This window comes from uncultured Acinetobacter sp. (assembly GCF_947624825.1).
Classification (GTDB): Bacteria; Pseudomonadota; Gammaproteobacteria; order Pseudomonadales; family Moraxellaceae; genus Acinetobacter.
On record NZ_CANQLZ010000026.1, the window covers coordinates 1 to 26,680 of the forward strand.

Here is a 26,680-nt window from a genome sequence, read left to right on the forward strand (position 1 = left end):
ATATCAAAATAACCAACCATGAGCTTGTCATTGGTCTTGTTGGTGCGGTGGGCAGTAGCTTAAGCCCCTTAACCGACATTGTGCAAAACTTACTTGAACAGCAATTTAATTATCAAGTTGAAATTATTCGCGTGTCTAAAGACATTCTTGCCGAATTCTATCCCTATACCCAAAATGGTAGTGCGTTTGACCGTATTCAACATTATATGGACAAAGGTAATGAGCTGCGTCGTGACTATCAAAATGACTTTTTAGCGCTACAGATTGTTAAGCAAATTTATCAGCGTCGCCAAGCATGGCAACAGCAACATCCAAACCAAGACGTTCAACAACGCCGTGTGGCTTATATTGTTGATTCACTCAAACATGAAGCAGAAATTCAAGCACTACGCCAAATTTATGGCAATGGCTTTTTTCAATTGTCTTTATATGAAGCCAAAACCGCACGTACCCACGCTTTGGTCAATAAATATGGCATGAGTGAAAACAATGCCAAAATCTTAATTGAACGTGATGAAGGTGAAGCCAACTCCTATGGGCAACATACCAGTGAAGCCTTTCATTTGGCAGACTATTTTTTAAAATTTGAACATAATTTAAATCATTTACGTGAATCCTGTTTACGCTTTTTAAAGCTGATTTTTAAGAATCCGTATATCACGCCCACCTTTAATGAATTTGCCGCTTATATGTCATTTAGTGCCAGTTTACGTTCGGCAGATTTATCGCGCCAAGTGGGGGCGGTGGTAGCACGTGATGAAACCATTTTAGCAATTGGCTCTAATGATGTGCCTAAATTTCGCGGTGGTACATATTGGCCTTACTTTAATGAAGACACTGGTGCGGTTGAAGATGTGGCCAATGGGCGTGATTATATGCGCGGCTATGATGTAAATACGCAAGAAAAACAGGGCATTATTCAAGACTTACTCGGTCAAATTGAACATGTGATTGAGCGTGAGATGCCCAATGAGCGTCGTGCTTCAGTAAAAACTGAAATCGAAAATATTTTAAGACAAAGCAAAATTAAAAACATTTTGGAATATGGTCGTGTTGTGCATGCCGAAATGGATGCTTTACTCAGTTGTAGCCGCAGTAATATTTCAACCGTTGGGGCAACTTTATTTGTGACCACGTTTCCATGTCATAACTGTGCTAAACATATTTTAGCCGCAGGCATTGAAAAAGTGGTATTTGTGGAGCCATATCCAAAAAGTTTGGCTCTGCATTTACATGATGAATCAATTACCCAACGTTGGGAACACAGCGAAACTGACATTACCCATAAATTAATTTTTGAGCCATTTGTGGGTGTAGGCGCACGTAGCTTTATGAATTTATTTTCTTTGTCTTTAGGCGTGGGGGAAAAAATCAAACGCAAAGATGCCTTTGGGCATGTACTTAATTGGCAAGCAGATTGTGCCACTTTAAGGATGCCGCTGCATGTTTTATCCTATCAAGATTTAGAAGCCAAGATTATGCAAGTAATTGCCACTAAGAAGCCTGAATAAAAAATCCCGCCTAGTGCGGGATTTTTTTAGCCTTGCATTTTTTTAAGCTTACGATCATAAATAAATGTGCCAAATGGTAAAATAGCGGCAACTAAACCTGCCACAAACATGTTTAACGACCATTTTTTACGTTCACACACCACAAATAATACCAAGACAAAAGCAATCACTAAAATGCCGTGTCCCATGCCGACATACTTTACTAAAATGGGATTACCCCACACATATTTAAGTGGCATGGCAATAAATAACAGCATTAAAAAGGATAAACCTTCAATTAAACCCAATACACGTAAAGCTTGAATATTCATATCAGATGCGCAAAAAAATACTTTAAACTCACTAGCCTAGTGCTTTAAATCTAGATAAGCAATTAAATGATTAACACAGTGTGATTGAGTTGGAAATCTTTTTAAAATGCCAAAAATAATGAACAATTTAGGACAATAAAAAAGCAGCCGAAGCTGCTTTAAATTTTAGCGAATTACGCCACAGGCAATACGCTCGCCACCACCACCAAGTGCTTTAGGCACATCAGCATAGTTATCGCCACCAGCGTGTACCATCACGCTACGGTTGCTAAGATCTGCCACTTTTAAACGTGGTGCAATTAAACGTACATTGGCTGTGCCGTCTGCTGCGACTTTAAGCGCAGGTAAATCACCTAAATGCCCGGTTAAAGGTGTGCCATGGTTAGCAGCGCCATTGCTATTTAAATGACTGCCTGCAGCTAAAGCTGCACCCATCTTGCCATCTTTTTCTGCAGCTGCGCATGATGGATTTTCGTGAATATGAAAACCACGCTCGCCTACAGGTAGGCCACTTAAATTGGTGCTAATGATTAAACCAGCCACGCTGTCTTGAAACGTAATCGTACCGAGTTTTTGTCCAATTCCTTGAGCTGAAACTGCATTCACTTCAACAGTTTTTTGTGCTGTAGGTACAATTTGACCTTGTTCATTGGTGGTGGCACAACCCGTTGCAAAAATAGTGCTTACCGCTGCGATGCTAAAAATTTTAACGAATGATGACATAGAGGAATTTCCTAAACTTGTAATTATAAACAAGAATCATTTAAACAAAGCGTTACCATGAACTCAATGCCATAACTGTATAAGTTTTATTTTGGTAAAAGCGGATCGACTGGATCAGGTGCTGTTAATTGTGGAAGTGCAGCATCTGCTTCTTGCGCTTCATGCAACCACTCACGCCAAATAGCAAGCAGTACCGCTAAAATCACAGGACCAATAAATAAGCCAACCATGCCAAAACTGGCTAAACCACCTAATACTCCAAACATAATTAAAATAAATGGAATTTGGGTAGCACCTGAAATCACCAAAGGACGAATGACATTATCGGCAGTGCTCACCACACAAATGCCCCATGCTAAAACGCCAATGGATTCGATGGTTTGTCCTTGTGAAAATAACCACAATGAAATTGCGCCATAGGCCACAGGAGGACCAAAAGGGATTAAAGCAAATACAAAGGTGACAAGGGTCAGTAGCATTGGATTAGGTACACCAGCCACAAAATAACTCAAGCCTGCAAGTAAAGCTTGCGCAATTGCGGTTAAACCGACGCCATAGACCACGGCACGCGTGGTCTCTGAAATTGTGTCTAAATAATGATGAACACGAGGACCAATCACCATTTCAAGTGCACGACTGACTTGATTTAAAATGTTTTGACCATCGCGGTAGAAGAAAAATAAAGTTAACACTGCAAAGCACAGTTTGATTAAATTACGCGTGACTTCATTAAAGACCACTTTACCGTAATTTAAATGGCCTTGAATCCACAAAGACACAGACTGAATAATACTATTGGGGTCGTGATTAAGTTCACGCAAAGTACGTGCAATTTCACTACCAACAAATGGTAAATTGGTAATAAAATCAGGGACTTTTACATGACCTGAAAAGACTTGTTTTTGTAGTTCATAATACAAGTTACGTCCTTCGTGTTGCAGCATAAATAAAGCAAACAACACGGGAATGCCGACCACTAATACCACCAATAAGATCATTACCGTGGCACTTAAAGTTGATCTTTCATTGCAAAATGCTTTAATGCGACGATACAGTGGCCAGGTCATGTAGGCAATAATGGCAGCCCACAGTACCGGCACAATAAAGTATTTGAGCACGCTAAAGCTCAAAAACAACAAGAAGAAAAATAGCCCAAAAAGTAAGACTTTTTGTATTGTTGGCGCGTATTGATGCACTGATGTCACTGATTAATTAATGTGTCGTGAACCATCTTAACTGAAAAATCTATTGCAGCAAGCTAAAGCGTGTTGAGAAATGATTTTTAAATTTAAAACCAATTACTTGGGTCTTCAATAACAGCATTTAATACCGGTTGCCATTGATCTTGCATACTTAAGTAAATTTTTTGAGGTTTATCAAATACATTTAAGCCTTGCTGTGCCAATTGTCCGTAAGCTGCACGTTCTGAAATCCAAGCGAGTGGTTGCTGGCCAACTTTTTCAAAGAAGGCTTGAATCTCTTTATTGCTAGCACTGTTGGCTTTAACACGCGTGGCAAGTAAATGAATATGAACTTTGCCTTTGCGAATGCGTTTAATATCTTGAATGTGCTTTAAGAAACGGCGCGTACTGTCAATGTCAAAAAATGAGGGTTGTAGAGGAGTTAAAATCGCATCAGCTTCAGCAATCAATTGTTCTGCGTTGTCACCTGAAAGTGCACCTGGGGCATCCACAATTAAATAGTCTAGCTGTTTTGGTGCATGACCAAAATTTTTTTCAGATGTCCAATCCACGCTTTGAATTGGATTAGCCTGCTCGGGGCGCTGCTTGAGCCAATGTAAGGCAGATTTTTGTTTATCTGCATCTGCAAGTCCAACTTTATAGCCTTTTTGTGCCAATGCTGACGCAAGGCTAATTGCGGTTATGGTTTTACCACAGCCACCTTTTTGATTTGCAATTAAAATAGTTTTCATGACCCTAAAGATTTTATTCTGCTCAGTCCTAGCATAGCATTGTTTTATGACATAACCGTTATCTAGGACAAAAGTCTGAACAAATTACACCATGAGATAAACAAAGCAATTTTTTATGGTATTAAAAGGAAGATAAAAAAGCTCAGTATTACGATGGTTTTAATCTTGATGGTGAATAAAATTGGAGTGCAATAAGTACAAGAGCTACAAAAATATAGCAAAGCCAAGTGATTAAGTTACGCATTCAAAATTGTAGTTTTGAATAAAAACATTAAGCTTAAATTTAAGTTAACAAGGATGAAGAGCATTGCGATGAAAAGAGCACTTCTTGCGATCACTTGTGCTGTGTTTAGCAGCTTTGGGGTTGTGATGAGCCATGCTTCAGCAGAGTACAATATTGCCAAAGGTTTACCACCTGTTGTTGCACATCAATCTATTGAAGTGTTACAGCCATTTAAAGGTGATTTTCGAATTTTAGGCTCAAAAATTTACCATGATGATGCACAAGCGAAATTTTCCCCCATTGATTATGCGGTAAGTTGGGGGATATTTGCTGAACCTGAAATTGCTCGAACTATTTCTGTCAATCAATATGATCGTTACTTAAATTGGAAAATGCCACAAGTTCCGGTACCTGTAGAGCAGGCCATGCAAATGGTGTCCAATATGCACATTGTGCCGGCTAACCCTGAGATCGCGCAAAAAATTAAGCAAGTAAAACGAGGGGATCTGGTGCGTTTACAGGGCGAGTTGGTCGAAATTAAAGATCAAGATTTAGTTTGGCGTTCATCTTTAACGCCCACTGATATTGGTGATGGTGCATGTGAGGTTTTTCGTGTAAATTCAATCCAATGGATTGAGAAAGTCCACACTTAAATCTTTGGGGGAAACATGAAAAAAATCGCTTTAGCACTCTTAGGTACGACCTTATTGACCGCTTGTGTTAGCACACCAAAACCTACAGAACTACCAAAAGGCACGTATAATTATACAGTAGATACACCTTGTGCTGATCACCTAAATTTAAAAGTAGGCGAGAGCATTAGCGTACAATTTTATGATAATAGCGGTTCAACCGGTTATTCATGGAGCGTGGTTGGTGCCAAAAATTTTGATGTAACAAGCGCCTATGTTGCGATGTTACCAACTGACATGCCAGTTCCGGGTGCAGGACAAGATAAAACCTTTACATTTACTGCTAAAGCAGCGGGCACAGACCAAATTGCTATTCATCATGGTCGTGGTTGGGAAGGTCAAGCCCCAGCACGTTGGTCATGTAAGGTGACTGTTAATTAAAAAAAACCTCCCATTTGGGAGGTTTTTTTATTTTGCGATTAAGACTGATCCTGAAAATTCAACCCCTTGCCAACCATGCTGTATAAATTGCCGAATATTTTGATGGCTTGAGCCTGTTGGGTCTGCTAAAACCCCTGCATAATGTTCAGCAAATAAACTCAAAGTCTGCTCATGTTTTAGTTGATATAACTGTGCAAATGCCAAAACTTTAGCACTGCCTTGGTTTTCACCAGCTTGGTTATATTGCGTACCGTTTCTAAATGCGGTCGGGGTGTAGTCATAATGTTGGTCAATGTAAGCCAATACATCACTAAATTGGAAAGATGTTTGGGTTAAGCTTTGCAGTAAATCCTGTACCATTTGGGTCATCCTTAAAAATAAGCATTAATATAAAGCGCTTGAGTGTTAAGTAAAAGTATTTGTAGCGAGAAAAGAATGACGTGGTTATGGGTGGCTTTAGGTGGTGCAATTGGGGCAAGTTTACGCTATGGCGCAGGTTTAATCTTTTTTAAGTCACACAGCTTGTTTCCATGGGCAACATGGTGGATCAATGTTTTAGGTTGTGGCTTAGCAGGGCTATTTTTTGCGTTAAGTCAAAAATATCCAAGCCTACAGCAAGAGGCACGTTTATTTTTTATGGTGGGCTGTCTAGGCGGTTTTACCACCTTTTCAAGCTTTGGTTTAGAAACGATCCAATTGATTAAACAAGGGTATTTTATGCTTGCCTTAAGCTACGTCGTGTCGAGTCTAGTGGTCGGCTTGAGTTTACTTGCATTGTTGATGTATATGTTACAGCGTTAAAAAAAGGTCTAATACCAGATTAGACCCATGCCAACTACAGCATAAAGCGAGATTAATCCGACTTTTTACGGCCAAAACGCGCAAAGCGTTTATTAAAGCTTGCCACACGACCTTCATTGCTGGTTTGACGTTGCTCACCGGTATAAAAAGGATGTGAAGCACTTGAAATATCTAAGCTAATGTAAGGGTAGTTTTGGCCTTGGTATTCACGCGTGGTGGTACTTTTTAATGTACTACCAATCACGAAATATACATCAGCATTGGTGTCATGAAATAAAACTTGTTGATATTCAGGGTGGATACTTTCACGCATTTCGCAATTCCTTATCTTTAGATATATTATAACATAACATAAAAGTTTAAAAAGTAAACCCAAAGCTTAAGGCTTTGGGTGATAAAGTTATGTGCGTGGTGGTACTAATTCATCTAAAACATCATTTAAATTATCATGCACTTTTAGATTAATTAAATTCCAATACTGTCCTGAAATCGTACGATTCACCATTAAGGTTTCAGGCGAAGGCTTAAATAAATCCCAATATTTAAGTGATGGTTTGACCAACTCCATCGCATCATGATGCGAGCTATTGGCAGCAAAATCATAATGCGTGAGCAATGGACGGGTAAAGATTTCCACCCATGCGCGGTATAAGTCTTGTGGGAATTTCCCTTTTTCTGAAAGCGAATTTAAACGCAATAAGTAATCTTCCATACTGGAAAAATCTTCAGCACGTGCTGCATGAATTAAAGCTTTAAAATTCTCCACTACTTCTGTGGATAAGCTTTTGACACCGCCATAATCATAAATAAGCACGCTGCCATCCTCACGAAAAGCAAAGTTGCCCGGATGAGGGTCACAGTGGAACCGTTTTAAATAGAAAATTTCTTGTCCAATCGCACGTAATAAGCGACGCCCCAATTGGTTACGTGTTTCTTGTGACCATGTACGTGCTGTTTCAATGCCATGCCCTTGCTCAAAACTTAAAGTTAAAACGTGGCGTGACGAATACTCGCTATACACTTGTGGAATCACCACTTTAGGGTCAAGTGCTTGATGAAAAGTACGTGCCACATGCAAGTTTTGGGCTTCAATTTGGTAGTTAAGTTCGTTGTCTAGGCTGTCTTGAATTTCTTGAAACAGGCGATCTTGTAATTTGCGCTCAATTTTAAGTACACCCATTAAGCGTAAAGCCAAGCGCACTTGCTTTAAATCACTGGCGCAGGCTTCTTCAACACCCGGATACTGTACTTTGACCACCACCTGCTCACCACTGTTTAAAGTGGCGCGATGCACTTGCCCAATGGAGGCTGCGGCAAAAGGAGTTTGATCAAAATCGGCAAATAAAACCTTTAACGGCTTGCCTAGCTCTTTTTCAACTTGTTGTTGAATTTGCGCAAAAGGCATAGGAGGGGCTTGGCGTTGTAATTTGGCAATCGCTTTAGAAACTTCAGGTGGAAAAACGTCTTTATATTGTGAGGCGATTTGTCCAACTTTCATTACTGCACCTTTCATTTCACCTAAGGTTTCAGCAATTTGTAGCCCAATGTCTTGAAACATTTTACTGCGTGCGGCATTTTTCTGCTCTTCATCTGCGGTTAAATTACGCAGTGAATTGGAAACGGTTTTTGTCGCAATGCTTGCAGTCATAGTTGCAAGTTTCATAAAACGACGACCAGGCGTAGTTGCCGGTTTTGCCATGCCTAAATCCTCAAGAAAAAGTCGAGCTCGTACATGATCATAGGCGACAAATGCATATCTGCCTACTTTAAATTGTTAAAGGATTGTACAAATCATTCGCTTGATGTTCTAAGGTTTAAAACAGCGACAAGCGTTATGTTATGTTGCCAGTGGCTTAAAAAAAGCGAAGGTTAAACCTTCGCTTGTTAGATTAAGTGTTTAGGCTTAAACGCTTATTATTCATATATAAACGCATCAGTAATAAAATACAGGCTATAGTTAAACCGACAATCAAGCCAATCCAAACGCCGGGTGCGCCCATATTGGTAAAGCGCGATAAATAAATGCCCACAGGGAAAGCCACCACCCAATAGGCAATCATGGTGATCCACATCGGGCCTTTGGTATCTTGCATACCCCGTAGGCAACCAGCTGCACTAATTTGCCATGCATCCATAATTTGATAAGCAATGGCAAACCAAATTAAATACATAGCCACTTCTGCCACCATTACATCTTGGGTATAAACTGCCACAATTTCAGGACGTAATAACCACATAAATAACATGGTAGTTAACGCCAATCCGGTTGCGGTGATTAAGCCTAGTTTTTGCACTTTGCGCATGGCAATGTAGTTTTTTTCACCATAATAGGTCCCCACACGAATGGTTAGTGCCAAGGCTAAAGACATCGGGATCATAAATAATTGTGAAGTCACTGAAATAGCAATTTGATGTGCAGCGACAATGGTTTCACCTAAGGGGCTTAAAATAATGGCAGCAGTACTAAAAATACTCACTTCAAAAAAAATGGCTAAACCAATGGGTAAACCTAGTTTTAAAATACGTTTAATCCAATAGCTATTAATCTTTTCAAACTGACCAAAAATTGAAGTGGCTTTATAGATCTTGGCCTTTTGAATATAAGCCAATAAAGCAAAGAACATGACCCATTGTAAAATTGCAGTGGCAAAACCACAGCCCGCGCTGCCTAAAGCAGGAATTGGACCTAGACCATGCATAAACACATAGTTGAGTGGAACAAGGGCTACTAAGGCCGCTAAACTAATTACAGTCACAGGACGTGGAAAGCCAAGTGCTTCAGAGTAGCCACGTAAAGCTGCATACATGGTCACCGCAGGCATACCAAAGCCAATAGCATGCAAAAACAAACTTGCTTTAGGCAACAGATTGTCGGGAACACCCAACACAGGCAATAACAGTGGCATCAGTTGTAGTAATAAACCAGCAATCACGCCAAGAATCAGCGCCACCCATAACGATTGACGCACGATGGTGGCAATTTTCTCTGGGGTGCGTGCACCATTGGCTTCAGCAACCAAGGGCGTGGTGGCAATCATAATGCCACTAAACAGCAACATGATTGGAATCCATAAACCGACCCCCACAGCAATGGCGGCAAGGTCAACCGCAGAGAGTTGACCGGCCATAATGGTATCAATTAGACCAAAACCTGCTTGAGCAAATTGGGTAATTAAAATAGGTAGCATTAAATGCATGAGCTTCTTAATTTCAAAGCTCGTAGACGTCACTTGTGACACACTTGTACTCATCATCTAGCGTTGCAGGGTGAGTAGTACACCAACAAATATGACCACGCCACCCAATAAACGTTGCCAATGGATTGGATTTTTTTCAGCACCTAACCCGCCAAAATGATCAAACAACATAGAGGTGAGGATTTGCCCAAAAATCACTAAGCCGGAAAATGTTAACAAGCCTAGTTTAGGCGCAGTATAGATGCTTAAACTAATTGCATAAACCCCCAACACGCCAGCACACCATGCATACCAAGGCAATTGGGAAAACTGTTGCAGTGAAGGCCATGCTTGTTTTTGGAGCAACACTAAAACAGCAAGAATCAGTGTGCCGAAGCTAAACGATATTAAAGCAGCTTGTAAGGGTGAGCCTATACTTTGACTGACTTGAGCATTAATAGCCGTTTGTAAAGTCATGGCAGTGCCAATTAAAAACACCAAAGGCAACAAGGCAAGCAATTGCACAGAAAAATTCATCGGTTTAATCCATTTCTTTTTATTGGCTTTTTTTACTCTACGCGAAAACTGTGTGGCTTTTCGTCAGTGTCTTGCTATAGACATGTTAAAATAACGCTCTTGTTTTTCTTGTTTTGAGCTTGTGCCTTGGTCAATTTAAATCCGCAGTCTGTACCGTTGTCGTTATATATCCATATGCCATGGTGTGTGCGTAAGTGCCCATATTGCGATTTTAATTCGCATGCGGTGCCCGATGGCAAACTGTCTTTAGATTTAGAACAACAATATTTACATGCTTTGGTTGCAGACTTTAAAACTCAGTTACATTTTGCTCAAGGGCGTCACATTCATAGTGTTTTTATTGGTGGAGGAACGCCGTCTTTAATTTCCGCGCAAGGCTATATGTGGCTATTTACGCAATTAAAAAGCTTGCTGCCATTTGAAACCGATTGTGAAATTACCTTAGAAGCCAATCCCGGTACGCTTGAACACGAGCCATTTAAAGATTATTTAGAGGCCGGTATTACCCGTTTATCGCTCGGTGTACAAAGTTTTAATAGCGAACAGTTAAGCAAACTTGGGCGTATTCATAGCAATGATGATGCCATATTGGCAATTCGGCATGCCAAACAGGCCGGTTTTCAACGCGTTAATGTAGATTTAATGCATGGCTTACCCGAGCAAAGCTTAAGTGAAGCGTTGCTTGATTTACAGCTTGCTGTGGAAAATGGTGCAACACATATTTCATGGTATCAATTGACCATTGAACCCAATACGGTATTTTTCCGCACTCAACCGATTTTACCGCAAGATGAAGTCTTAGAAGATATTCAAGCCGCAGGTGAGGAATATTTAAAAGCACAAGGCTTTATCAATTATGAAGTGTCGGCATGGCGTAAAGAATTACCATCGGCACATAACCTCAACTATTGGCAATTTGGTGATTACCTTGCCATTGGGGCAGGAGCGCACGGTAAAGTCACTCAAGCGGATGGTGTGTATCGTTTTCAAAAAACCCGCCTTCCTAAAGATTACTTGGCTAAAGTGCCTGCCGAACATGTGCAGTACAAGCGCATTGAACAGGATGAATTACCGTTTGAGTTTATGATGAATGCTTTACGCTTAAATCAGGGCGTAGAGGCACGGCTGTATCAAGAACGTACGGGTTTAGAGTTAAAGACTTTACAACCTATTCTTGGCGCATTGCGTGAGCGGCAATTAATGGTCGCCGACCTAGATCGGCTGTCATGTACAGAAAAAGGGCATATCTTCTTAAATTCGGTATTAGAAGAATTTTTATAAGTTATACACCTTAAAAAAGCCCAACATGAGCTTGGGCTTTTTTTATATTTATAGGCGATTAGTAATCAAAACTAAAATGTTCAGCATTTAGTGCAAGCATACTGCGTGGTGTATGTACCATGGCTTCGGCATGGCCTTGGGAACGTGGCAATAAGCGCTCAAAATAAAAATCAGCCACTTTAATTTTGGCTTTATAAAACTCAATACTTTCAGGTCCTTGATTTGCACCAATTTTCTCTGATGCAACTGCAGCTTGCTGTGCCCAAAAATAGGCCATCATCACGTAACCTGAAAACATTAAAAAGTCGGTAGAGGCAGAGGACACCATGTCGCGGTCTTTACGTGCCGCCATGATCACTCGTAAAGTGAGGGTGTTCCATTGTGCGCATAGTTTGGTTAATTCCCAAGCAAAGCCACGCATGTATTTGTTACGGGCATGATTGCTACAGAATCTTAAAATTTCTGAGGTGTAATCGCGAATGACTTTACCACGTGAGCCTAAAATGACTTTACGTCCTAGTAAATCAAGCGCTTGTACGCCTGTGGTACCTTCATACAACATGGCAATGCGTGCATCGCGCACGATTTGTTCCATGCCCCATTCTTTGATATAGCCATGACCACCAAACACCTGCATACCTAAATTGGCTGCTTCGTGCCCCAATTCAGTCAAAAAGCCTTTTAAAATAGGGGTATAAAATCCAAGCTGATCATCATATTGTTTAAATGCAGCGTCATCACCACGTTCTAGCGCATCTTGCATGTTGTCAGAAATCTGCGCGGCATAATAGATCATGGCGCGACCACCTTCCGCAATCGCCTTTTGCGTGAGTAACATACGACGTACGTCGGCATGGTAAATAATTGGATCGGCAACTTTTTCAGGCGCTTTTTTACCTGATAAGGCACGCATAGATAAACGTTCCTTGGCATAAGGCAAGGCATTTTGAAAAGACAGCTCGGCATGGGCAATGCCTTGAATGGCGGTGCCAATACGCGCCGTGTTCATAAAGGTAAACATGGCATGTAAGCCTTTATGTGGCTCGCCAATTAAGTAGCCGGTGGCATTGTCAAAATTAAGCACCGCAGTGGCAGAGGCGCGAATCCCCATTTTATGTTCAATTGAACCACAACTCACATGATTACGCTCAGTAATACTGCCATCAGCATGATTTAAAAATTTAGGCACAATAAACAATGAGATACCCTTAGTTCCCTCAGGTGCATCGGGTAAACGTGCCAAAACAATATGGATAATATTTTCAGTCAGATCATGCTCACCTGCTGAAATAAAGATTTTGGTACCGGTAATATTATAATTGCCATCTTCACTTGGTTCGGCTTTGGTTTTAACTTGGCCTAAGTCAGTTCCACATTGTGGTTCAGTCAAACACATTGTGCCTGACCATTCGCCACTGACTAATTTTGGCATATACGTGTCTTTTTGGTTGGGTGTACCATATTGCATAATGGTATTCATACAACCAATACTTAAGCCCGGATACATCTGAAACGACCAATTGGCTGTTCCCATCATCTCAGATTTAATTAAATTGAGTGAAGGCGGTAAGTTTTGACCACCATACTCTTCAGGATAAGATAAACCTTGCCAACCGCCTTGCACCAATTGTGCATAAGCTTCTTTATAACCTTTTGGTGTGGTTACTGTGCCATTATCAAAATGGCAGCCTTCGGCATCCCCACTTTGATAAAGCGGAAACAATACATTTTCACAAAAATCAGCTGCACCTTCTAAAATCATATCAACAGTTTCAGGATCAGCGGCTGCTCCATGAGTTAATTTTTGATAATGTTTCGGATAATCAAATACTTCATTCATTAAGAAGCGCATATCACGAAGAGGAGCTTTATAGCTTGGCATAGTTGTAATCCTAATTTTAAAAATCGTTATAAGAGGTGCCGATATTTTGATTATTGTTGCACAGGTCAAGCTTGCATGTTACTTGAAGCAGATTTCATTTTAATACTTTTGTTATGCTGCTTAAAAAATGAAATGTACCTCCTGAGCGTATAAGGTGAAACGTTAATGTATAAATAACATATTAAATTTAATCATAAAAAAACATAGCAAAATATTGTGAGAATGTGTGTGCAAATAAAACACATTTTTTATAAATGATTAAGCCATACTGATTTTATCTATGTATAAAAAAAAGAGCCTCTTTGGACTCTTTTTTTAGATGAAAATTTTATAAAAAGTCTTTTAATTCTGGACGTACACCATTCCAAATATAAAATGCTTCAATGGCTTGACCCACCAACATACCAAAACCATCTGTATTCGGTACACCACGTGCTTGGGCTTGGTCTAAAAAGCTAGAAGGCTTGCCATAGGCCATTTCATAGGCAGCTTTAAATTGCAGTGATTCAGGCAAAAGCAATGCATCACCGCTTAAACTTGCAGACGTGGCATTAATAATAAAATCAAACTTACCGCTTAATTGATCTAAACCAATCGCCGACAATTCAGCGCTTGCTACGCTGTCTTGTAAATCAGTCACCAATTGCTCAGCGCGAGCAAGGGTGCGATTGGCAATGACAATGTGTTGTGCACCGGCCTGCACCAAGGGGTAAATCACGCCACGCGTGGCACCACCTGCGCCTAAAATTAAAATGCGACTGTCTTTTAAATTCCAGTTGAGGGCTTGAATGGCAGCCACCAAACCCTGACCATCAGTATTGTCGCCGTGCAATACCCCATCTTGCATCCATAAAGTATTTACAGCTTTGGCAATTTTAGCGCGCTCAGTTAATTGCCCACAGGCTGCAAAGGCTTGCTCTTTAAAGGGGACGGTGACATTCATGCCTACGCCGCCCTCGGCAAAAAAAGCCTGCATACTGGCTAAGAAACCATCCAGTGGTGCTAGGCGTTTATGGTATTCAAGCGTAATGCCCATTTTTTTGGCAAAAGCATGATGCAGTTCAGGCGAGCGTGATTGTTCAATGGGGTTTCCAATCACAGCAAATTGTTTGCTCATAAAGGCAATTCCGTGTGCACAACAGTGTGGCCACTATACGGTAAAATGCTTAAGGGTTACAAATGTCGTTCACCACATCAAATAAGCAAATCATTGCCAATAAAAACAAAGCCAAAGAGGTGAGGGCACTCACGCTCATAGAAAGACCATCAAACAGGTTGTTTTCGTAATGAAGCGTGGTAAAAAATGAAATAGATAACAAAGAAATTAACAGCGTAAACCACAGCAATTTATGCTGAGAGAATGAAGCGAGCATGTGGCAAGCCTAAGGCAATGGGTAACAATGGCTTTAGCTTAACGGTTTTTATCGGTTGTATGTGAAATAGGTTGTAATTAAATATATGAAAAAAAGGCTATCTATAGATAGCCTTAACACACATTAGCTCAGCTCATGTAACCAATCATGTGGCTTAAGGTAATAATCGGTAAGACGTTTTTCAGGCGAACCTTCTTCCCATTCAGGACGATACGACCAACCTGTTAATGGTGGCAGACTGACTAAAATGGATTCAATACGACCACCGGTTTGTAAACCAAACAAAGTGCCACGGTCATACACCAAATTATATTCTACATAACGGCCACGGCGATAAAGCTGAAAATCACGTTGTGCTTGAGTATAAGGTTTAGCTTGATTACGCTCAAAAATTGGTAAAATAGCATTTAAATAACCATTGCCCACCGCTTGCATATAGCTAAAGCACGTTTCAAAATCCCATTGATTTAAATCATCAAAGAATAAACCACCCACACCACGTTGTTCATCACGATGCTTTAAATAAAAATAATCATCGCACCATTGTTTATGTTTTGGGTAAATCTCTTCGCCAAAAGGGGCACACAAATCATGCGCAGTTTGATGCCAAGACAACACATCCTCATCATTTGGATAAAATGGTGTTAAGTCAAAACCACCGCCAAACCACCAAATCGGTTCTTGACCTTCAGGCTCGGCCACAAATAAACGCACATTGGCATGTGAGGTCGGCACATTGGGGTTTTGAGGATGAATCACCAGTGATACACCCATGGCTTGGGCTTTAGCACCGGCAATTTGAGGATGACGTTCGGTGGCAGAGGCAGGTAGTTTTGAGATGTTGATGTGTGAAAACATCACCCCGCCTTTTTCAATCACAGTGCCATTTTGTAAAACACGTGAACGACCACCACCACCTTCAGGGCGTTGCCAATCATCAATTTCAAATGTAGCGCTACCGCCACCTTGTTGTTCTTGTTGTTCTAAGGCCGCACAAATGCGGGCTTGTAAATCAAGGAGAAATTCGCGAACGCGTTGGATATCAGCCGAAGTTGGGTGCTGCATAAGTGACGCCTCAGTAAACGATAAGATACACCATCATCAAAGCATAAAACCTTAAACAAAGTAAGGGATTTTGAATTAAAAACCCCGTTATTCTTCACTTAAAAATCGTCTTTGTCATACAAATGTGACATACGTTCGTGCTTGGTTTTTAAATATTGCTCATTAAATGGATTTAAACCCACCGTTAACGGCACACGACCTACGACATCAATGCCTTGTTCTGTTAATGCTTGTATCTTGAGTGGATTATTGGTGATGAGTCTGACTTGTTTGACCTGCAAATGCTCAAGCATGATGTTACACATCTCATAAGTACGTGCATCTGCCGGCAAATTTAACATTAAATTGGCATCCACCGTATCATGACCTTGATCTTGCAAAGCATAAGCGCGAATTTTATTGGTGAGTCCAATACCACGACCTTCTTGGCGTAAATATAAAATCACGCCTTGTCCTGCTTCATGAATTAAACGCTGTGTGGCTTGTAGTTGTGGGCCACAGTCGCACTTGAGCGAAGCAAAAGCATCTCCCGTTAAGCATTCTGAATGCACACGCACTAAAACTGGCTCGTTTGGTGGTAGTTCTAACCCTTTAGACAATGCCACATGCTCTTCGCCAGTGTCAGGATCTTGAAAAACACTAATCTTAAATTCACCAAAGGCGGTGGGTAGTCGAGACGTTGCGACAAATTGAATTGGCACGGCAAAACCCGTAAAACAAAAAAAATTGACTAAAGTATAGCTTAATGGTTGGACATTAGTAGAATTGCAATGCGGAATTCACATAGAAGATTTTCTTTTTTGTGTAAAGCACACGATAATAGTTGATAAATAGTGAGATTATTCAGGATAATCTAAACTACCATGCCCGCGAGAGATTTGTTTTAAAACGCCATCGCTAAAAATGTGGCTGATTTAAGGTGCTATCATTCGACGATATGTTCGAGTAACCCATTTGACCTAGCGATAGATTTGCCAGGCTTTAGAAGGCTTTGCCACATATGTTGTATACAGAAATTCCAACTCATCGCCCTGTAACTTCGTTGCTCGATACGATAGATCATCCTGAGCAATTGCGTACTCTTGACCGTAGCCAACTCAAACAAGTGGCGGATGAGTTGCGTCATTATATTTTGTATGCAGCAGGTCAAAGTGGTGGACATTTTGGCGCAAATTTAGGTGTCATTGAATTAACCGTAGCCTTGCATTATTGTTTTAACACCCCACATGACCGTCTGATTTGGGATGTAGGTCATCAAGCCTATCCGCATAAAGTCTTAACTGGTCGCCGTGAACAACTGGTGACCATCCGCTCTAAAGATGGTTTAGCGGCATTTCCAGCGCGTGAAGAATCTGAGTTTGATACTTTTGGAGTAGGACATTCTTCTACGGCTATTTCAGCAGGCCTTGGTATGTCTTTGGCCAGTCGTTATCAAAATATTGCCCGTGAAGTGGTTGCCATTATTGGTGATGGTGCTATGACGGCAGGCATGGCTTTTGAAGCCATGAACGATGCAGTTGCCCATCAAGCTGATTTAATCGTAGTACTCAATGACAATGATATGTCGATCTCGTGTAGTACTGGTGGTTTTGCCAAACATTTAGCTGCAATTTGGGCGCGTGGTGAGTCAGTTAATATTAGCCAAGACGGTCAGGCCTATGTGCAACCGCACCCAGAATGGTTATATAACTCGCGCTTACATGAAGCTGCCACTGATGCTGCCGATAACTTATTTAAAGCCATTGGTTTTGACTATTTTGGTCCTTTTGATGGGCATGATGTAGAACAACTGAGCCATGTGTTTGCTGCATTAAAACAGCGTAAGGGTCCGCGTTTAATTCATATTTATACTAAAAAAGGCAAGGGCTTTGCGCCAGCTGAAGTTGAACAAATTAAATATCACGCGATTAATAAAATTAATGCGGTGGCGGTACCTGCAACTGCGCCCAAATATTCTGATGTATTTGGTCAGTGGTTGATAGATCAGGCACAACAAGATTCGCGATTACTGGCCATTACTCCTGCCATGTGTGAAGGTTCAGGCATGGTGAAATTTGCTCAAGCATACCCACAGCGTTTCTTTGATGTGGCAATTGCTGAACAACATGCGGTGACATTAGCAGCAGGCATGGCCTGTGAAGGTCTAAAACCTGTGGTTGCAATTTATTCGACTTTCTTACAACGTGGTTATGATCAATTGGTGCATGATGTTGCCTTGCAAAATCTAGATGTGACCTTTGCCATTGATCGTGCTGGTTTGGTGGGTGAAGATGGTCCAACTCATGCCGGTGCCTATGATTATGCTTACATGCGCACCATTCCAAACATGGTGATTATGGCACCAAAAGACGAAAATGAATGTCGTCAAATGCTACATACCGCTTATATGTATCAAGGTCCTGCGGCGGTACGTTATCCACGTGGTCAAGGCGTTGGGGTGAAGATTGAAGCTGAACTCAAGCCTTTGCCATTGGGTCAAGCACAAATTGTACTCAGCTTAAATCCAACTGCAAAACAACAGATTAGTGTTTTAGCTTTTGGTAGTCGTGTTACAGCAGCGATAAGTGCAGCGCAGAAATTCGCTACTCAAACAGGTCTAGGCGTGCGTGTTATCAATATGCGCTTTGTGAAACCATTAGATACAAAAATGCTCGATCAACTTGCTCTACATACATCGCTGTTTGTGACGGTCGAAGAACATGCGGTCATGGCAGGCGCGGGCAGTAGTATCAGTGAGTATTTTGCACAAGCACAAATTGTTAAACCAATCATTCATTTAGGCTTAGCCGATGAATTTATGCCACAGGCGACCCATGCGCAAATGCTTGCAGCAGCAGGTTTAGATGAGCATGGTATCTATGAGGCTATGCATACTGCTTGGGCAAAACTTAGCTAGTTCATTTTTACTTAAACATTAATTTTTTGCCAAAAAGCCACAATCTTTGTTAAGATAATGTGGCTTTTATGCATTATTCTTTAATCGTCTTCAATATTTGTAGTAGGGTGTTCAATGGAACCTATGGTGGTGATGGCTGCGCGTGCGGCTCAATTAGTTGGTCAAGAACTTTTAAAAGCGCATCAAAATCGTCATAAGCTTGATCTACAAGTCGAAGAAAAAGGCATTGATGGTCCAGTGACACGTGTTGACCGTTATTTAGAACAGTTGACCATTGATACGCTGCGTAAAAGTTATAAAAACCACAGCTTCTTAGGTGAAGAATTTGGTTATCAAGAAGGTAAAGGCTCAGACGCTGAATGGTGCTGGGTGATTGATCCACTGGATGGCACACTTAACTTCATCAATGGTGTACCTCATTTTTGTATCTCAATTGCTGTTCAACACAAAGGTGTAACGCAGCACGGTGTGATTTACGATCCTGTGAAAGACGAGCTGTTCTCTGCAAGTCGTGGTCGTGGCGCAATGCTCAATCAACGTCGTATTCGCGTGAATGTAAAAGATAATCTTGCCAATACTTTCTTATCTGTAGGTCATGCTTACCGTGCGAAACGCAACGGTGAAGTTGTGTCTTATGCTAAAAATCACTTTGCTGCTTTACTCAATGTATCAGAAGCAGGTGCGCAATTCCGTCGTACAGGTTCAGCAGCATTAGATTTAGCATATGTAGCGGCAGGTCGTTTTGATGGTTATTTTGAACTTGGTTTAAAACCATGGGACATCGCAGCGGGCGAATTAATTGTTAAAGAAGCCGGCGGTACTGTAGTGGATGCACGTGGTGGTTCAGAATCAATGGAAAATGGCCAAGTAATTGCCTGTTCAATGAAAATGCTTAAACCACTGATGCAAGCTGTTGTTCCAGCGTGGGGCGAAGCAGCTAAATAAGCTCAAGCTTATTACAATATCTAGATTTTAATAAAGCCCTCAACTTGAGGGCTTTATTTTACAAAAAAATAACAATTAAAATTTTTATATAAATCAATCATTTAATTGACATAATTTTGATTTAAGTCAAATATTAATCAAATGACATGACTTTTTAAAGAACTCTGCTATAATCTTGCGACGCACTTAATTTTCTGTTCGTTACCTGAACATTTCTCTTCTATATTGTGTATGCGCGTTCGGTCCAAAGAGAGGACGATATCTCGCGCCCCAATCGCTAAAGCGATTCTTTCAGGTTATGCCGTAATACAAGCGTGCGTTATCACATCGTCGTTACTCGGATCGCCGCTGATTCTCATATTTGTCAGCGATTATTGCTGTACCGCTTTTTGTCGATGTCCATCTGACTTTATTTTAATGGAGCACCCAAACTTCGGGTGAAACACTCTATGAGCAAAACTTTTGCTGATTTTCCTTTACATGAATCTTTACAACAAGCGATTCAAGCTTTAGGTTTTACTTCACCGACTCCAGTACAGGAACAATCGATTCCTGCAGCGTTAGAAGGTAAAGACCTACTTGTATCTAGCCAAACAGGTTCAGGTAAAACTGCAGCGTTTTTACTCCCAACGTTAAATGCTTTAGCATCTGAAGATGCATTCGTTCCATTTAAAGAACGTATGAAGGCAATTACTCAGCCTACAATTTTAGTGATTTCACCAACACGTGAATTAGCGCAACAGGTAAGCCAAGACGCGATTGCGTTTGTACGTCACATGAAAGGTGTTCGTATTGCTGCAATCATGGGCGGTATGCCTTTTGGTAAGCAAATTCAACAGTTAAAAGGCGCGCAAGTTGTTGTTGCAACTCCGGGTCGTTTAATTGACTTAGTGAATCGTCGTCAAATTAAACTTGACAAAGTTGAGTCACTGATTGTCGATGAAGCAGACCGTATGCTTGATCTAGGTTTCTCAGAAGACTTAGAAGCAATTGGCGAATATGCTGCTAACCGTAAGCAAACGCTTATGTTCTCTGCAACATTTGCACCGCGCATCATTACACTTGCTGAACGCATGATGAATGATCCGCAACGTATTGCGATCGAAACTGGTCACTCTACTAACACAGACATCACGCAAACGCTTCATTGGACTGATGGTTTTGAGCATAAGAAAAAATTGCTTACACATTGGTTAAATGCAGAAGATGTTGATCAAGCAGTTGTATTTGCTTCAACTCAAGAAGATACCGATATGCTTGCTGAAGAGCTTGCAGAAGCAGGTCTTTCAGTTGTAGCACTTCACGGTGCAATGCCACAGACTGTTCGTAACCGTCGTTTACGTAGCATCCGTGAAGGTCGTGCAAAAATTTTAGTTGCAACTGACGTTGCAGCGCGTGGTCTTGACGTACCAACGATTTCTCACGTGATTAACTTTGGTCTTCCAATGAAGAACGAAGATTATGTTCACCGTATTGGTCGTACAGGTCGTGCAGGTCGTACAGGTAAAGCAATTACACTTGCAACTTACCGTGAACGCGGCAAGATTCGTGCATTAGAAGACTTCTTAGAAGCACGTTTAGACGTGACTGAAATTGAAGGTCTTGAGCCATCTCCACCACCTGCACGCGGTAGTCGTGATGGCGGCGGTCGTGGTCGTGATGGCGGTCGTGGTCGTGATGGCGGTCGTGGTCGTGGCGGTTTTGGTGGTCGTGATGGCGGTGGTCGTGCACGTTTTGAAGGCGAGTCTAACTTCAAACGTCGTGAAGGCGGTGATGATCGTCCAAAACGTGATTTCGGTGATCGTCCACAACGTTCATTTGATGATCGTCCAGCACCACGTCGTGAAGGCGGTTTCGGTGATCGTCCACAACGTTCGTATGATGACCGTCCAAAGCGTGATTTTGGCGACCGTCCACAACGTTCGTATGATGATCGTCCAAAGCGTGATTTTGGCGACCGTCCACAGCGTTCATTTGATGACCGTCCTAAACGTGATTTTGGCGACCGTCCAGCGCCACGTCGTGAAGGTGGTTTCGGTGATCGTCCGCAACGTTCGTTTGGTGATTCACCACGTTCAGCAGATGATAACCGTGGCAACCGTGTAGATTACAAGCCAGCACGTGAAAATGGTTATAACGACCGTCCAAAACGTGATTTTGGTGATCGTCCTGCTCCACGTCGTGAAGGTGGCTTCGGTGACCGTCCACAACGTTCATTTGGTGATGATCGTCCTAAGCGTACTTTCGGTGGCGAAGATCGTCCACGTCGTAGCTTTGATGACAAACCACGTGGCGAGCGCACATTTGGCGAAGACCGTCCACGTCGCAAATTTAACGACTAATTGTTAAATTGAGCTTAAAAAGACCGATGCTTGCATCGGTCTTTTTTATGCAAAGAATGTTGATATTTTACTTTTAAAATGTATACTCATGGCACAATTTGCGCTTAAAAGCCAACGTGTGTAACAGATTTTTTGATATGTTTGGTCGAAGTCGAGGTAAATAAGCATGCTACCGTATGTAGGAGGTATTTTAGTATTGTGTAATATAGCAATATTGATCTACCATTCTTTTATCTAATTTCACCTCAGTGAAGTCTGACATTTATACAACACTGCGTTCTATATTTATTCTCCCAAAAAACTACTAATCCTTTATAGTATGTCTGCTGAAAAAATGCAGGAATACGCACCAGTATGAATAATACAGTATCTCCACCCCAAGCTTTTATTGAAGTCAATAACTTAAGCTTTCGGCGCGGTGATCGAATCATTTATGACAATGTCAGTTTAAATATTCGTCGCGGACAAATTACTGCGATTATGGGGCCATCGGGCACAGGTAAAACCACATTATTACGTTTGATTGGTGGACAGTTAGTCCCTGATCAAGGTCAAGTGCTGCTTGATGGGCAAGACATTAATAAACTGTCACGCCAACAACTATTTCAAGTGCGCTCACGTATGGGCATGTTGTTTCAAAGTGGGGCTTTGTTCACCGACATGTCAGTTTACGAAAATGTAGCCTTTCCAATTCGTGCGCATACTCAGTTGCCTGAGCATTTAATTGCTGAACTTGTTGCATTAAAATTAGAATCGGTGGGTTTACGCGGCACCGAGCAGTTTATGCCGGCTGAACTCTCAGGGGGCATGAATCGACGTGTTGCACTTGCGCGTGCGATTGCGCTTGATCCTGAACTGATTATGTATGATGAGCCATTTGCCGGACAAGATCCTATTGTGATGGGCGTATTGACCCGTCTGATTCGCTCGCTACGTGATGCCTTAGATTTAACTACCATTATTGTGTCGCATGATGTGGCAGAAACACTTCTAATCGCAGATTATATTTATGTCATTGCTGAAGGTAAAGTTCAAGGCGAAGGTACACCTGACCAACTCAAACGACATCCTTCTGCTTTTGTGCAACAATTTTTAAATGGTTCGGTTGAAGGTCCGGTTGATTATCAATTTAGTCATCAGCCTTATTTAACTGCTGAGGGTCAAGCATGAATGCAATAGCCTTACTTGGCCGTCTTGTTATACAGCGGATACGTGGCATTGGGGTTGCGAGCATCATGTTGCTGCAAATTTTATGCTCGATGCCGACATGGCTTGGGGTCAAACTATTTTTGTATCAGATGTACCGTGTAGGTTTTCTATCGCTCTTAATTATTGCGGTATCGGGTCTATTTATTGGTTTGGTTTTAGGTTTACAAGGTTACTCAATTTTAGTCAATGTGGGTTCAGAATCCATGTTGGGTACCATGGTATCGTTAACTTTGCTGCGTGAACTTGCACCCGTAGTGGCAGCATTACTTTTTGCAGGCCGCGCAGGTTCAGCATTAACCGCCGAAATTGGTTTAATGAAAGCCACCGAACAGCTCTCTAGCATGGAAATGATTGGGGTTGATCCACTTAAACGCATTGTTTCACCACGTCTTTGGGCTGGGATTGTAAGCTTACCAATGCTATCTGTCATTTTTGCCGCGATTGGTATTATGGGCGGAAAATTGGTTGGGGTGGATTTTTTAGGTGTAGATGAAGGCTCTTTTTGGAGTGGTATGCAAAGCACAGTGCGCTTTTATGAAGATATTTTTCAAGGTACTTTAATCAAAAGTTTTGTCTTTGCCATTGTGTGTACTTGGATTGCGGTATATCAAGGCTATGCCTGTGAGCCGACCTCAGAAGGGATTGCGACATCAACCACACGTACTGTGGTGTATTCGTCTTTATGTGTATTAGGTTTTGATTTTGTGTTGACTGCGGTCATGTTTGGAGGTGTGTAATGCAATCGCGTGCAAGTGAACTGGCCGTTGGGGTATTTGTGATTATTTTTGCAGTGGCCATGTTTTTTTTGGCCATGAAAGTCAGTGGTTTAAGCGGCAGTAATTTGTCTGATCGTTACAGCATGCAAGCTGAGTTTGATAATGTAAATGGTTTAAAACCCCGCGCTAAAGTGACCATGAGTGGGGTGACCATTGGTCGTGTAACCGACATTACTTTAGATCCAATGACTCGTTTAGCCACAGTGCATTTTGATTTAGATGGTCAGTTAACTTCGTTTAACCAAGCACAATTAAAACTTGTACAGGAAAACGCTTTAGAAGAGCTTAAATACAGTACAGACTATACAGATGCTCGCCCCGATCAACAAAAAACAATGCAAAATGAACTGATTGCCAACATGAAGTCCATCACCAGTATTGATGAAGATGCTTATATTATGGTCGCAACCAATGGTTTATTGGGTGAAAAATATTTAAAAGTCATTCCAGGTGGTGGTCTAAACTACCTTCCACGTGGTGGCAGTATTATCAATACCCAAGGCACCATGGACCTTGAAGATTTAATTAGTAAATTTATTACCGGTGGCACAAAAACTACCGATAGCGATAGCAGCAACCCAGACGATGCTGAAGCCTCATTTGTTGCTGAATAAGCCTAGGAGAAATCGATGAAAACTTTAATGAAACAAACACTGAGTGCAAGTGTTTTAGCTACTCTGCTGGCAGGTACAGCTTTTGCGGCACCAACGCAAACACCGCCTGACTTTATTAGGCAAGTTGCTGATACTTTGATTAAGCGCGTACAAGCCGATCAAGGTAAATTGCAAAATAACCCAGCTTTGGTCAAAACGATTGTGCGTCAACATTTAGATCCGCATATTGATTCACAAGCTTTTGTACGTACTGTAATGGGAACTTATGTGCAACAAAGTAGCGCTGCACAACGTGCTCAGTTTGAAAAGAATTTCCGTGAAACTTTAATTGAAAATTACGGTTCTGCTTTTGCAAAATACAGTAATCAAACCTATACCATGCGTCCTTATAAAGCTGCGCCTAATGTTAAAAATCCAGTGGTGACCATTGATTTTAATAACAAAGGTCAAAAAATTCCGGTGGCTTTCCAATTGGTCGAGAGAGGCAATAAATGGAAAATCCGCAATATCAACGTGTCAGGGATTGATTTAGGTTTACAGTTCCGTAATCAATTTGCAGCCAACGTCAAACGTAATGGCAACAACTTGGATAAAGCCATTGCGACCTTTAAGCCGGATGCTGATTCAGCGGTTAAAAAATAATGCTGAGCATAAAAGACCAAGTGTTATGGGTCAGTGGCAAGATCGATTTTGACAACGCCGAACAGTATTACCAACAAGGTTTAATATTGATTCAAGCTCAGCCTTTGCCGTTGGTGCTGAATTTATCTGAGCTTGAGCAGGGCAGTACTTTAGCGTTGGCGGTGTTGATGCGTTGGCTACGTCATACACCCAATGCGCAAGGTTTACACTTTCAAGCTGTACCACAAAAAATGCTAAACATTATTCAAGCCTGTCATTTACAACATGACTTAACGCTGATTTAAAAAAAGCACCTTCGGGTGCTTTTTTATGCTGACTTTAAAATATAAGTTAAATCCATTTTTTCCAACGGAAATAAATCAGTGGTCCAATAAAGAACGCGACAATAATTAAGCTCACCATAATAAAACTAGTGGTGCCTTTGGCAAATGGTAACACATCGGTATTCATGCCATAGACGCTAGCAACCAGCATGGGTGGTGCAAGCATACTCGGTAAAATCGAGAAGCGACGGATGGTGTCATTTTGTTCGGTGTTAATGAAGCCGGAAGTGGTATCAAGTAAAAAGCGCACTTTTTGGAATAAAAAGGCGTCATGTTCAACGAGTGAGCGCACATCTTCACTCAGTTCTCGAATATCGGCATCATAAATGTGACTGCCTAAAGCGCGTGGACGAGCTAAAAAGGTCAACACACGGCGTAGGTCAATTAAACACAGTTGTGCTTTACCCAACATATCTTCTAATTGTGCTAAACGGGTAATCATGTCATCTAAATCAAGAATTTGCTCACGATGACGGTTGTTAAGCACTTCTGTTGAATATTTTTCTAAATCTTTATGCACATCTTCTAAAATATCGGCGAGCTCATCAAGTTTGGCTTCTAATAAACCCAACAGTACCCAAGTGGGGTCTTTATAATCAATGTCGTAATCATTGCGGCGGGCGCGGGCACGAAAGGCACGAAACGCCACCAACTTTTCACCACGCAAAGTAAACAAACGATCTTTATGTAAAATAAATGCCACGGTTTGTACAGTCGATAAAATACCGGATTGATCATCTGGTTCACCATCGACTTGGTAGTTCTTATTTTTGGTTAAAAAATAGGTGCTGATATGTAAAATGCCATCATCATCACGGTAAAAACGCGCACTAGAGGAAATATCTTCTAAGGATTTCAGGGTAGGTAGATTTTGCCCATAGGCGTCTAAAACCCATTGTTGTTCTTCTTGTGAGGGCGCAATTAAATCCACCCAAACTAAATCAGGTTGTAAATCAAAATCGCCATTGATGGTCGCATCTTCTAAACTACCGCGCTCTGTGGCATAAAAGGCTTCAAGCATTATTCTTTTCCTTTGCGCAGTAT

General features: G+C 41.4%; 28 protein-coding genes. 13 read left to right on the forward strand and 15 right to left on the reverse strand.

What is annotated here, in order from left to right; translation table 11 throughout:
- Nucleotides 1–2: 2 nt before the first annotated feature.
- A complete protein-coding gene (locus tag Q0017_RS07595) occupies nucleotides 3–1,511 on the forward strand; it encodes an anti-phage dCTP deaminase (protein WP_298144868.1) in 1,509 nt (502 codons plus the stop codon).
- Nucleotides 1,512–1,537: 26 nt separating this feature from the next.
- Here Q0017_RS07595 and Q0017_RS07600 read toward each other — a convergent pair whose 3' ends face one another.
- The 4 genes from Q0017_RS07600 to Q0017_RS07615 all read right to left on the reverse strand — a co-directional run bounded on the left by Q0017_RS07600 (nucleotide 1,538) and on the right by Q0017_RS07615 (nucleotide 4,478).
- On the reverse strand, nucleotides 1,538–1,822 hold the full coding sequence (locus tag Q0017_RS07600) for a DUF3817 domain-containing protein (RefSeq protein WP_298144870.1): 285 nt from the start codon (nucleotides 1,820–1,822) through the stop codon (nucleotides 1,538–1,540).
- A gap of 165 nt (nucleotides 1,823–1,987) precedes the next feature.
- The gene (locus Q0017_RS07605) at nucleotides 1,988–2,545 is read right to left on the reverse strand and encodes a superoxide dismutase family protein (RefSeq protein WP_298144873.1); all 558 of its coding nucleotides are present in this window, start codon (nucleotides 2,543–2,545) and stop codon (nucleotides 1,988–1,990) included.
- Between the two features lie 86 nt (nucleotides 2,546–2,631).
- Entirely contained in the window at nucleotides 2,632–3,750 is a 1,119-nt protein-coding gene (locus tag Q0017_RS07610) for an AI-2E family transporter (protein WP_298144876.1), read from the reverse strand.
- Nucleotides 3,751–3,833: 83 nt separating this feature from the next.
- Entirely contained in the window at nucleotides 3,834–4,478 is a 645-nt protein-coding gene (locus Q0017_RS07615) for a ParA family protein (RefSeq protein ID WP_298144879.1), read from the reverse strand.
- Between the two features lie 369 nt (nucleotides 4,479–4,847).
- Between Q0017_RS07615 and Q0017_RS07620 the strand changes: the two genes are divergently transcribed.
- Nucleotides 4,848–5,354 (forward strand): hypothetical protein, encoded by a 507-nt coding sequence (locus Q0017_RS07620; RefSeq protein WP_298144969.1) that lies wholly within the window; start codon nucleotides 4,848–4,850, stop codon nucleotides 5,352–5,354.
- Nucleotides 5,355–5,369: 15 nt separating this feature from the next.
- A complete protein-coding gene (locus tag Q0017_RS07625) occupies nucleotides 5,370–5,774 on the forward strand; it encodes a protease inhibitor I42 family protein (protein WP_298144882.1) in 405 nt (134 codons plus the stop codon).
- A gap of 27 nt (nucleotides 5,775–5,801) precedes the next feature.
- Here Q0017_RS07625 and Q0017_RS07630 read toward each other — a convergent pair whose 3' ends face one another.
- The gene (locus Q0017_RS07630) at nucleotides 5,802–6,134 is read right to left on the reverse strand and encodes a HopJ type III effector protein (RefSeq protein WP_298144884.1); all 333 of its coding nucleotides are present in this window, start codon (nucleotides 6,132–6,134) and stop codon (nucleotides 5,802–5,804) included.
- 75 nt (nucleotides 6,135–6,209) lie between these two features.
- On the opposite strand from Q0017_RS07630, the gene crcB reads away from it, so the two are divergent.
- Entirely contained in the window at nucleotides 6,210–6,575 is a 366-nt protein-coding gene (gene crcB, locus Q0017_RS07635; protein WP_298144888.1) for a fluoride efflux transporter CrcB, read from the forward strand.
- 52 nt (nucleotides 6,576–6,627) lie between these two features.
- On the opposite strand, the gene Q0017_RS07640 is transcribed toward crcB, so the two are convergent.
- The 4 genes from Q0017_RS07640 to Q0017_RS07655 all read right to left on the reverse strand — a co-directional run bounded on the left by Q0017_RS07640 (nucleotide 6,628) and on the right by Q0017_RS07655 (nucleotide 10,288).
- A complete protein-coding gene (locus tag Q0017_RS07640) occupies nucleotides 6,628–6,888 on the reverse strand; it encodes a type B 50S ribosomal protein L31 (protein WP_298144891.1) in 261 nt (86 codons plus the stop codon).
- Nucleotides 6,889–6,975: 87 nt separating this feature from the next.
- Entirely contained in the window at nucleotides 6,976–8,274 is a 1,299-nt protein-coding gene (locus tag Q0017_RS07645) for an AarF/ABC1/UbiB kinase family protein (protein ID WP_298144894.1), read from the reverse strand.
- A gap of 190 nt (nucleotides 8,275–8,464) precedes the next feature.
- On the reverse strand, nucleotides 8,465–9,826 hold the full coding sequence (locus Q0017_RS07650) for an MATE family efflux transporter (protein WP_298144972.1): 1,362 nt from the start codon (nucleotides 9,824–9,826) through the stop codon (nucleotides 8,465–8,467).
- Between the two features lie 3 nt (nucleotides 9,827–9,829).
- Nucleotides 9,830–10,288, reverse strand: coding sequence for a DMT family transporter (locus Q0017_RS07655; protein WP_298144896.1), 459 nt, complete (start codon nucleotides 10,286–10,288; stop codon nucleotides 9,830–9,832).
- Between the two features lie 126 nt (nucleotides 10,289–10,414).
- On the opposite strand from Q0017_RS07655, the gene hemW reads away from it, so the two are divergent.
- The gene (gene hemW / locus Q0017_RS07660) at nucleotides 10,415–11,569 is read left to right on the forward strand and encodes a radical SAM family heme chaperone HemW (protein WP_298144899.1); all 1,155 of its coding nucleotides are present in this window, start codon (nucleotides 10,415–10,417) and stop codon (nucleotides 11,567–11,569) included.
- Nucleotides 11,570–11,627: 58 nt separating this feature from the next.
- Here hemW and Q0017_RS07665 read toward each other — a convergent pair whose 3' ends face one another.
- The 5 genes from Q0017_RS07665 to ribA form a co-directional block, all read right to left on the reverse strand.
- Nucleotides 11,628–13,451, reverse strand: a complete 1,824-nt coding sequence (locus tag Q0017_RS07665; RefSeq protein WP_298144902.1) for an acyl-CoA dehydrogenase C-terminal domain-containing protein — start codon at nucleotides 13,449–13,451, stop codon at nucleotides 11,628–11,630.
- A gap of 328 nt (nucleotides 13,452–13,779) precedes the next feature.
- The gene (aroE, locus tag Q0017_RS07670; protein WP_298144905.1) at nucleotides 13,780–14,568 is read right to left on the reverse strand and encodes a shikimate dehydrogenase; all 789 of its coding nucleotides are present in this window, start codon (nucleotides 14,566–14,568) and stop codon (nucleotides 13,780–13,782) included.
- A 49-nt stretch (nucleotides 14,569–14,617) separates the two neighbouring features.
- Nucleotides 14,618–14,824 (reverse strand): hypothetical protein, encoded by a 207-nt coding sequence (locus Q0017_RS07675; protein ID WP_298144908.1) that lies wholly within the window; start codon nucleotides 14,822–14,824, stop codon nucleotides 14,618–14,620.
- 123 nt (nucleotides 14,825–14,947) lie between these two features.
- Entirely contained in the window at nucleotides 14,948–15,889 is a 942-nt protein-coding gene (gene hemF / locus Q0017_RS07680; protein WP_298144910.1) for an oxygen-dependent coproporphyrinogen oxidase, read from the reverse strand.
- Nucleotides 15,890–15,987: 98 nt separating this feature from the next.
- A complete protein-coding gene (gene ribA, locus Q0017_RS07685) occupies nucleotides 15,988–16,590 on the reverse strand; it encodes a GTP cyclohydrolase II (protein WP_298144913.1) in 603 nt (200 codons plus the stop codon).
- A 299-nt stretch (nucleotides 16,591–16,889) separates the two neighbouring features.
- Here ribA and dxs point away from each other — a divergent pair, with 299 nt between their 5' ends.
- The 8 genes from dxs to Q0017_RS07725 all read left to right on the forward strand — a co-directional run bounded on the left by dxs (nucleotide 16,890) and on the right by Q0017_RS07725 (nucleotide 25,597).
- Nucleotides 16,890–18,785 (forward strand): 1-deoxy-D-xylulose-5-phosphate synthase, encoded by a 1,896-nt coding sequence (gene dxs, locus Q0017_RS07690; protein WP_298144916.1) that lies wholly within the window; start codon nucleotides 16,890–16,892, stop codon nucleotides 18,783–18,785.
- 114 nt (nucleotides 18,786–18,899) lie between these two features.
- Nucleotides 18,900–19,730, forward strand: a complete 831-nt coding sequence (locus Q0017_RS07695) for an inositol monophosphatase family protein (RefSeq protein WP_297423640.1) — start codon at nucleotides 18,900–18,902, stop codon at nucleotides 19,728–19,730.
- Between the two features lie 449 nt (nucleotides 19,731–20,179).
- Nucleotides 20,180–22,072 (forward strand): DEAD/DEAH box helicase, encoded by a 1,893-nt coding sequence (locus Q0017_RS07700; RefSeq protein ID WP_298144919.1) that lies wholly within the window; start codon nucleotides 20,180–20,182, stop codon nucleotides 22,070–22,072.
- A gap of 354 nt (nucleotides 22,073–22,426) precedes the next feature.
- Nucleotides 22,427–23,242, forward strand: coding sequence for an ABC transporter ATP-binding protein (locus Q0017_RS07705; RefSeq protein ID WP_298144922.1), 816 nt, complete (start codon nucleotides 22,427–22,429; stop codon nucleotides 23,240–23,242).
- Nucleotides 23,239–24,018 carry a lipid asymmetry maintenance ABC transporter permease subunit MlaE gene (mlaE, locus tag Q0017_RS07710; protein ID WP_298144924.1) on the forward strand — a complete coding sequence of 260 codons (780 nt, stop codon included), beginning with the start codon at nucleotides 23,239–23,241 and terminating at the stop codon, nucleotides 24,016–24,018. The genes Q0017_RS07705 and mlaE overlap by 4 nt, the downstream gene beginning before the upstream one ends.
- Nucleotides 24,018–24,671 carry an outer membrane lipid asymmetry maintenance protein MlaD gene (locus Q0017_RS07715; RefSeq protein WP_298144927.1) on the forward strand — a complete coding sequence of 218 codons (654 nt, stop codon included), beginning with the start codon at nucleotides 24,018–24,020 and terminating at the stop codon, nucleotides 24,669–24,671. The genes mlaE and Q0017_RS07715 overlap by 1 nt, the downstream gene beginning before the upstream one ends.
- A 15-nt stretch (nucleotides 24,672–24,686) precedes the next feature.
- Nucleotides 24,687–25,313, forward strand: a complete 627-nt coding sequence (locus Q0017_RS07720) for a phospholipid-binding protein MlaC (protein ID WP_298144929.1) — start codon at nucleotides 24,687–24,689, stop codon at nucleotides 25,311–25,313.
- Nucleotides 25,313–25,597 carry a lipid asymmetry maintenance protein MlaB gene (locus Q0017_RS07725; RefSeq protein ID WP_298144933.1) on the forward strand — a complete coding sequence of 95 codons (285 nt, stop codon included), beginning with the start codon at nucleotides 25,313–25,315 and terminating at the stop codon, nucleotides 25,595–25,597. Before Q0017_RS07720 ends, Q0017_RS07725 begins: the two co-directional genes overlap by 1 nt.
- A 46-nt stretch (nucleotides 25,598–25,643) precedes the next feature.
- Here the strand turns inward: Q0017_RS07725 and Q0017_RS07730 are convergent, their stop codons facing one another.
- Nucleotides 25,644–26,657 carry a magnesium and cobalt transport protein CorA gene (locus tag Q0017_RS07730; RefSeq protein WP_298144936.1) on the reverse strand — a complete coding sequence of 338 codons (1,014 nt, stop codon included), beginning with the start codon at nucleotides 26,655–26,657 and terminating at the stop codon, nucleotides 25,644–25,646.
- Nucleotides 26,658–26,680 lie beyond the last annotated feature (23 nt).

Excerpts from the sequence above, each read along its gene's own strand:
- Q0017_RS07600 (WP_298144870.1), bottom strand. The coding sequence starts at position 1,822 with ATGAATATTCAAGCTTTACGTGTATTGGGTTTAATTGAAGGTTTATCC.
- Q0017_RS07605 (WP_298144873.1), bottom strand. The coding sequence starts at position 2,545 with ATGTCATCATTCGTTAAAATTTTTAGCATCGCAGCGGTAAGCACTATT.
- Q0017_RS07615 (WP_298144879.1), bottom strand. The coding sequence starts at position 4,478 with ATGAAAACTATTTTAATTGCAAATCAAAAAGGTGGCTGTGGTAAAACC.
- Q0017_RS07620 (WP_298144969.1), top strand. The coding sequence starts at position 4,848 with ATGAGCCATGCTTCAGCAGAGTACAATATTGCCAAAGGTTTACCACCT.
- Q0017_RS07625 (WP_298144882.1), top strand. The coding sequence starts at position 5,370 with ATGAAAAAAATCGCTTTAGCACTCTTAGGTACGACCTTATTGACCGCT.
- Q0017_RS07630 (WP_298144884.1), bottom strand. The coding sequence starts at position 6,134 with ATGGTACAGGATTTACTGCAAAGCTTAACCCAAACATCTTTCCAATTT.
- crcB (WP_298144888.1), top strand. The coding sequence starts at position 6,210 with ATGACGTGGTTATGGGTGGCTTTAGGTGGTGCAATTGGGGCAAGTTTA.
- Q0017_RS07640 (WP_298144891.1), bottom strand. The coding sequence starts at position 6,888 with ATGCGTGAAAGTATCCACCCTGAATATCAACAAGTTTTATTTCATGAC.
- Q0017_RS07645 (WP_298144894.1), bottom strand. The coding sequence starts at position 8,274 with ATGGCAAAACCGGCAACTACGCCTGGTCGTCGTTTTATGAAACTTGCA.
- Q0017_RS07650 (WP_298144972.1), bottom strand. The coding sequence starts at position 9,826 with ATGAGTACAAGTGTGTCACAAGTGACGTCTACGAGCTTTGAAATTAAG.
- Q0017_RS07655 (WP_298144896.1), bottom strand. The coding sequence starts at position 10,288 with ATGAATTTTTCTGTGCAATTGCTTGCCTTGTTGCCTTTGGTGTTTTTA.
- Q0017_RS07665 (WP_298144902.1), bottom strand. The coding sequence starts at position 13,451 with ATGCCAAGCTATAAAGCTCCTCTTCGTGATATGCGCTTCTTAATGAAT.
- aroE (WP_298144905.1), bottom strand. The coding sequence starts at position 14,568 with ATGAGCAAACAATTTGCTGTGATTGGAAACCCCATTGAACAATCACGC.
- Q0017_RS07675 (WP_298144908.1), bottom strand. The coding sequence starts at position 14,824 with ATGCTCGCTTCATTCTCTCAGCATAAATTGCTGTGGTTTACGCTGTTA.
- hemF (WP_298144910.1), bottom strand. The coding sequence starts at position 15,889 with ATGCAGCACCCAACTTCGGCTGATATCCAACGCGTTCGCGAATTTCTC.
- dxs (WP_298144916.1), top strand. The coding sequence starts at position 16,890 with ATGTTGTATACAGAAATTCCAACTCATCGCCCTGTAACTTCGTTGCTC.
- Q0017_RS07695 (WP_297423640.1), top strand. The coding sequence starts at position 18,900 with ATGGAACCTATGGTGGTGATGGCTGCGCGTGCGGCTCAATTAGTTGGT.
- Q0017_RS07700 (WP_298144919.1), top strand. The coding sequence starts at position 20,180 with ATGAGCAAAACTTTTGCTGATTTTCCTTTACATGAATCTTTACAACAA.
- Q0017_RS07705 (WP_298144922.1), top strand. The coding sequence starts at position 22,427 with ATGAATAATACAGTATCTCCACCCCAAGCTTTTATTGAAGTCAATAAC.
- mlaE (WP_298144924.1), top strand. The coding sequence starts at position 23,239 with ATGAATGCAATAGCCTTACTTGGCCGTCTTGTTATACAGCGGATACGT.
- Q0017_RS07715 (WP_298144927.1), top strand. The coding sequence starts at position 24,018 with ATGCAATCGCGTGCAAGTGAACTGGCCGTTGGGGTATTTGTGATTATT.
- Q0017_RS07720 (WP_298144929.1), top strand. The coding sequence starts at position 24,687 with ATGAAAACTTTAATGAAACAAACACTGAGTGCAAGTGTTTTAGCTACT.
- Q0017_RS07725 (WP_298144933.1), top strand. The coding sequence starts at position 25,313 with ATGCTGAGCATAAAAGACCAAGTGTTATGGGTCAGTGGCAAGATCGAT.
- Q0017_RS07730 (WP_298144936.1), bottom strand. The coding sequence starts at position 26,657 with ATGCTTGAAGCCTTTTATGCCACAGAGCGCGGTAGTTTAGAAGATGCG.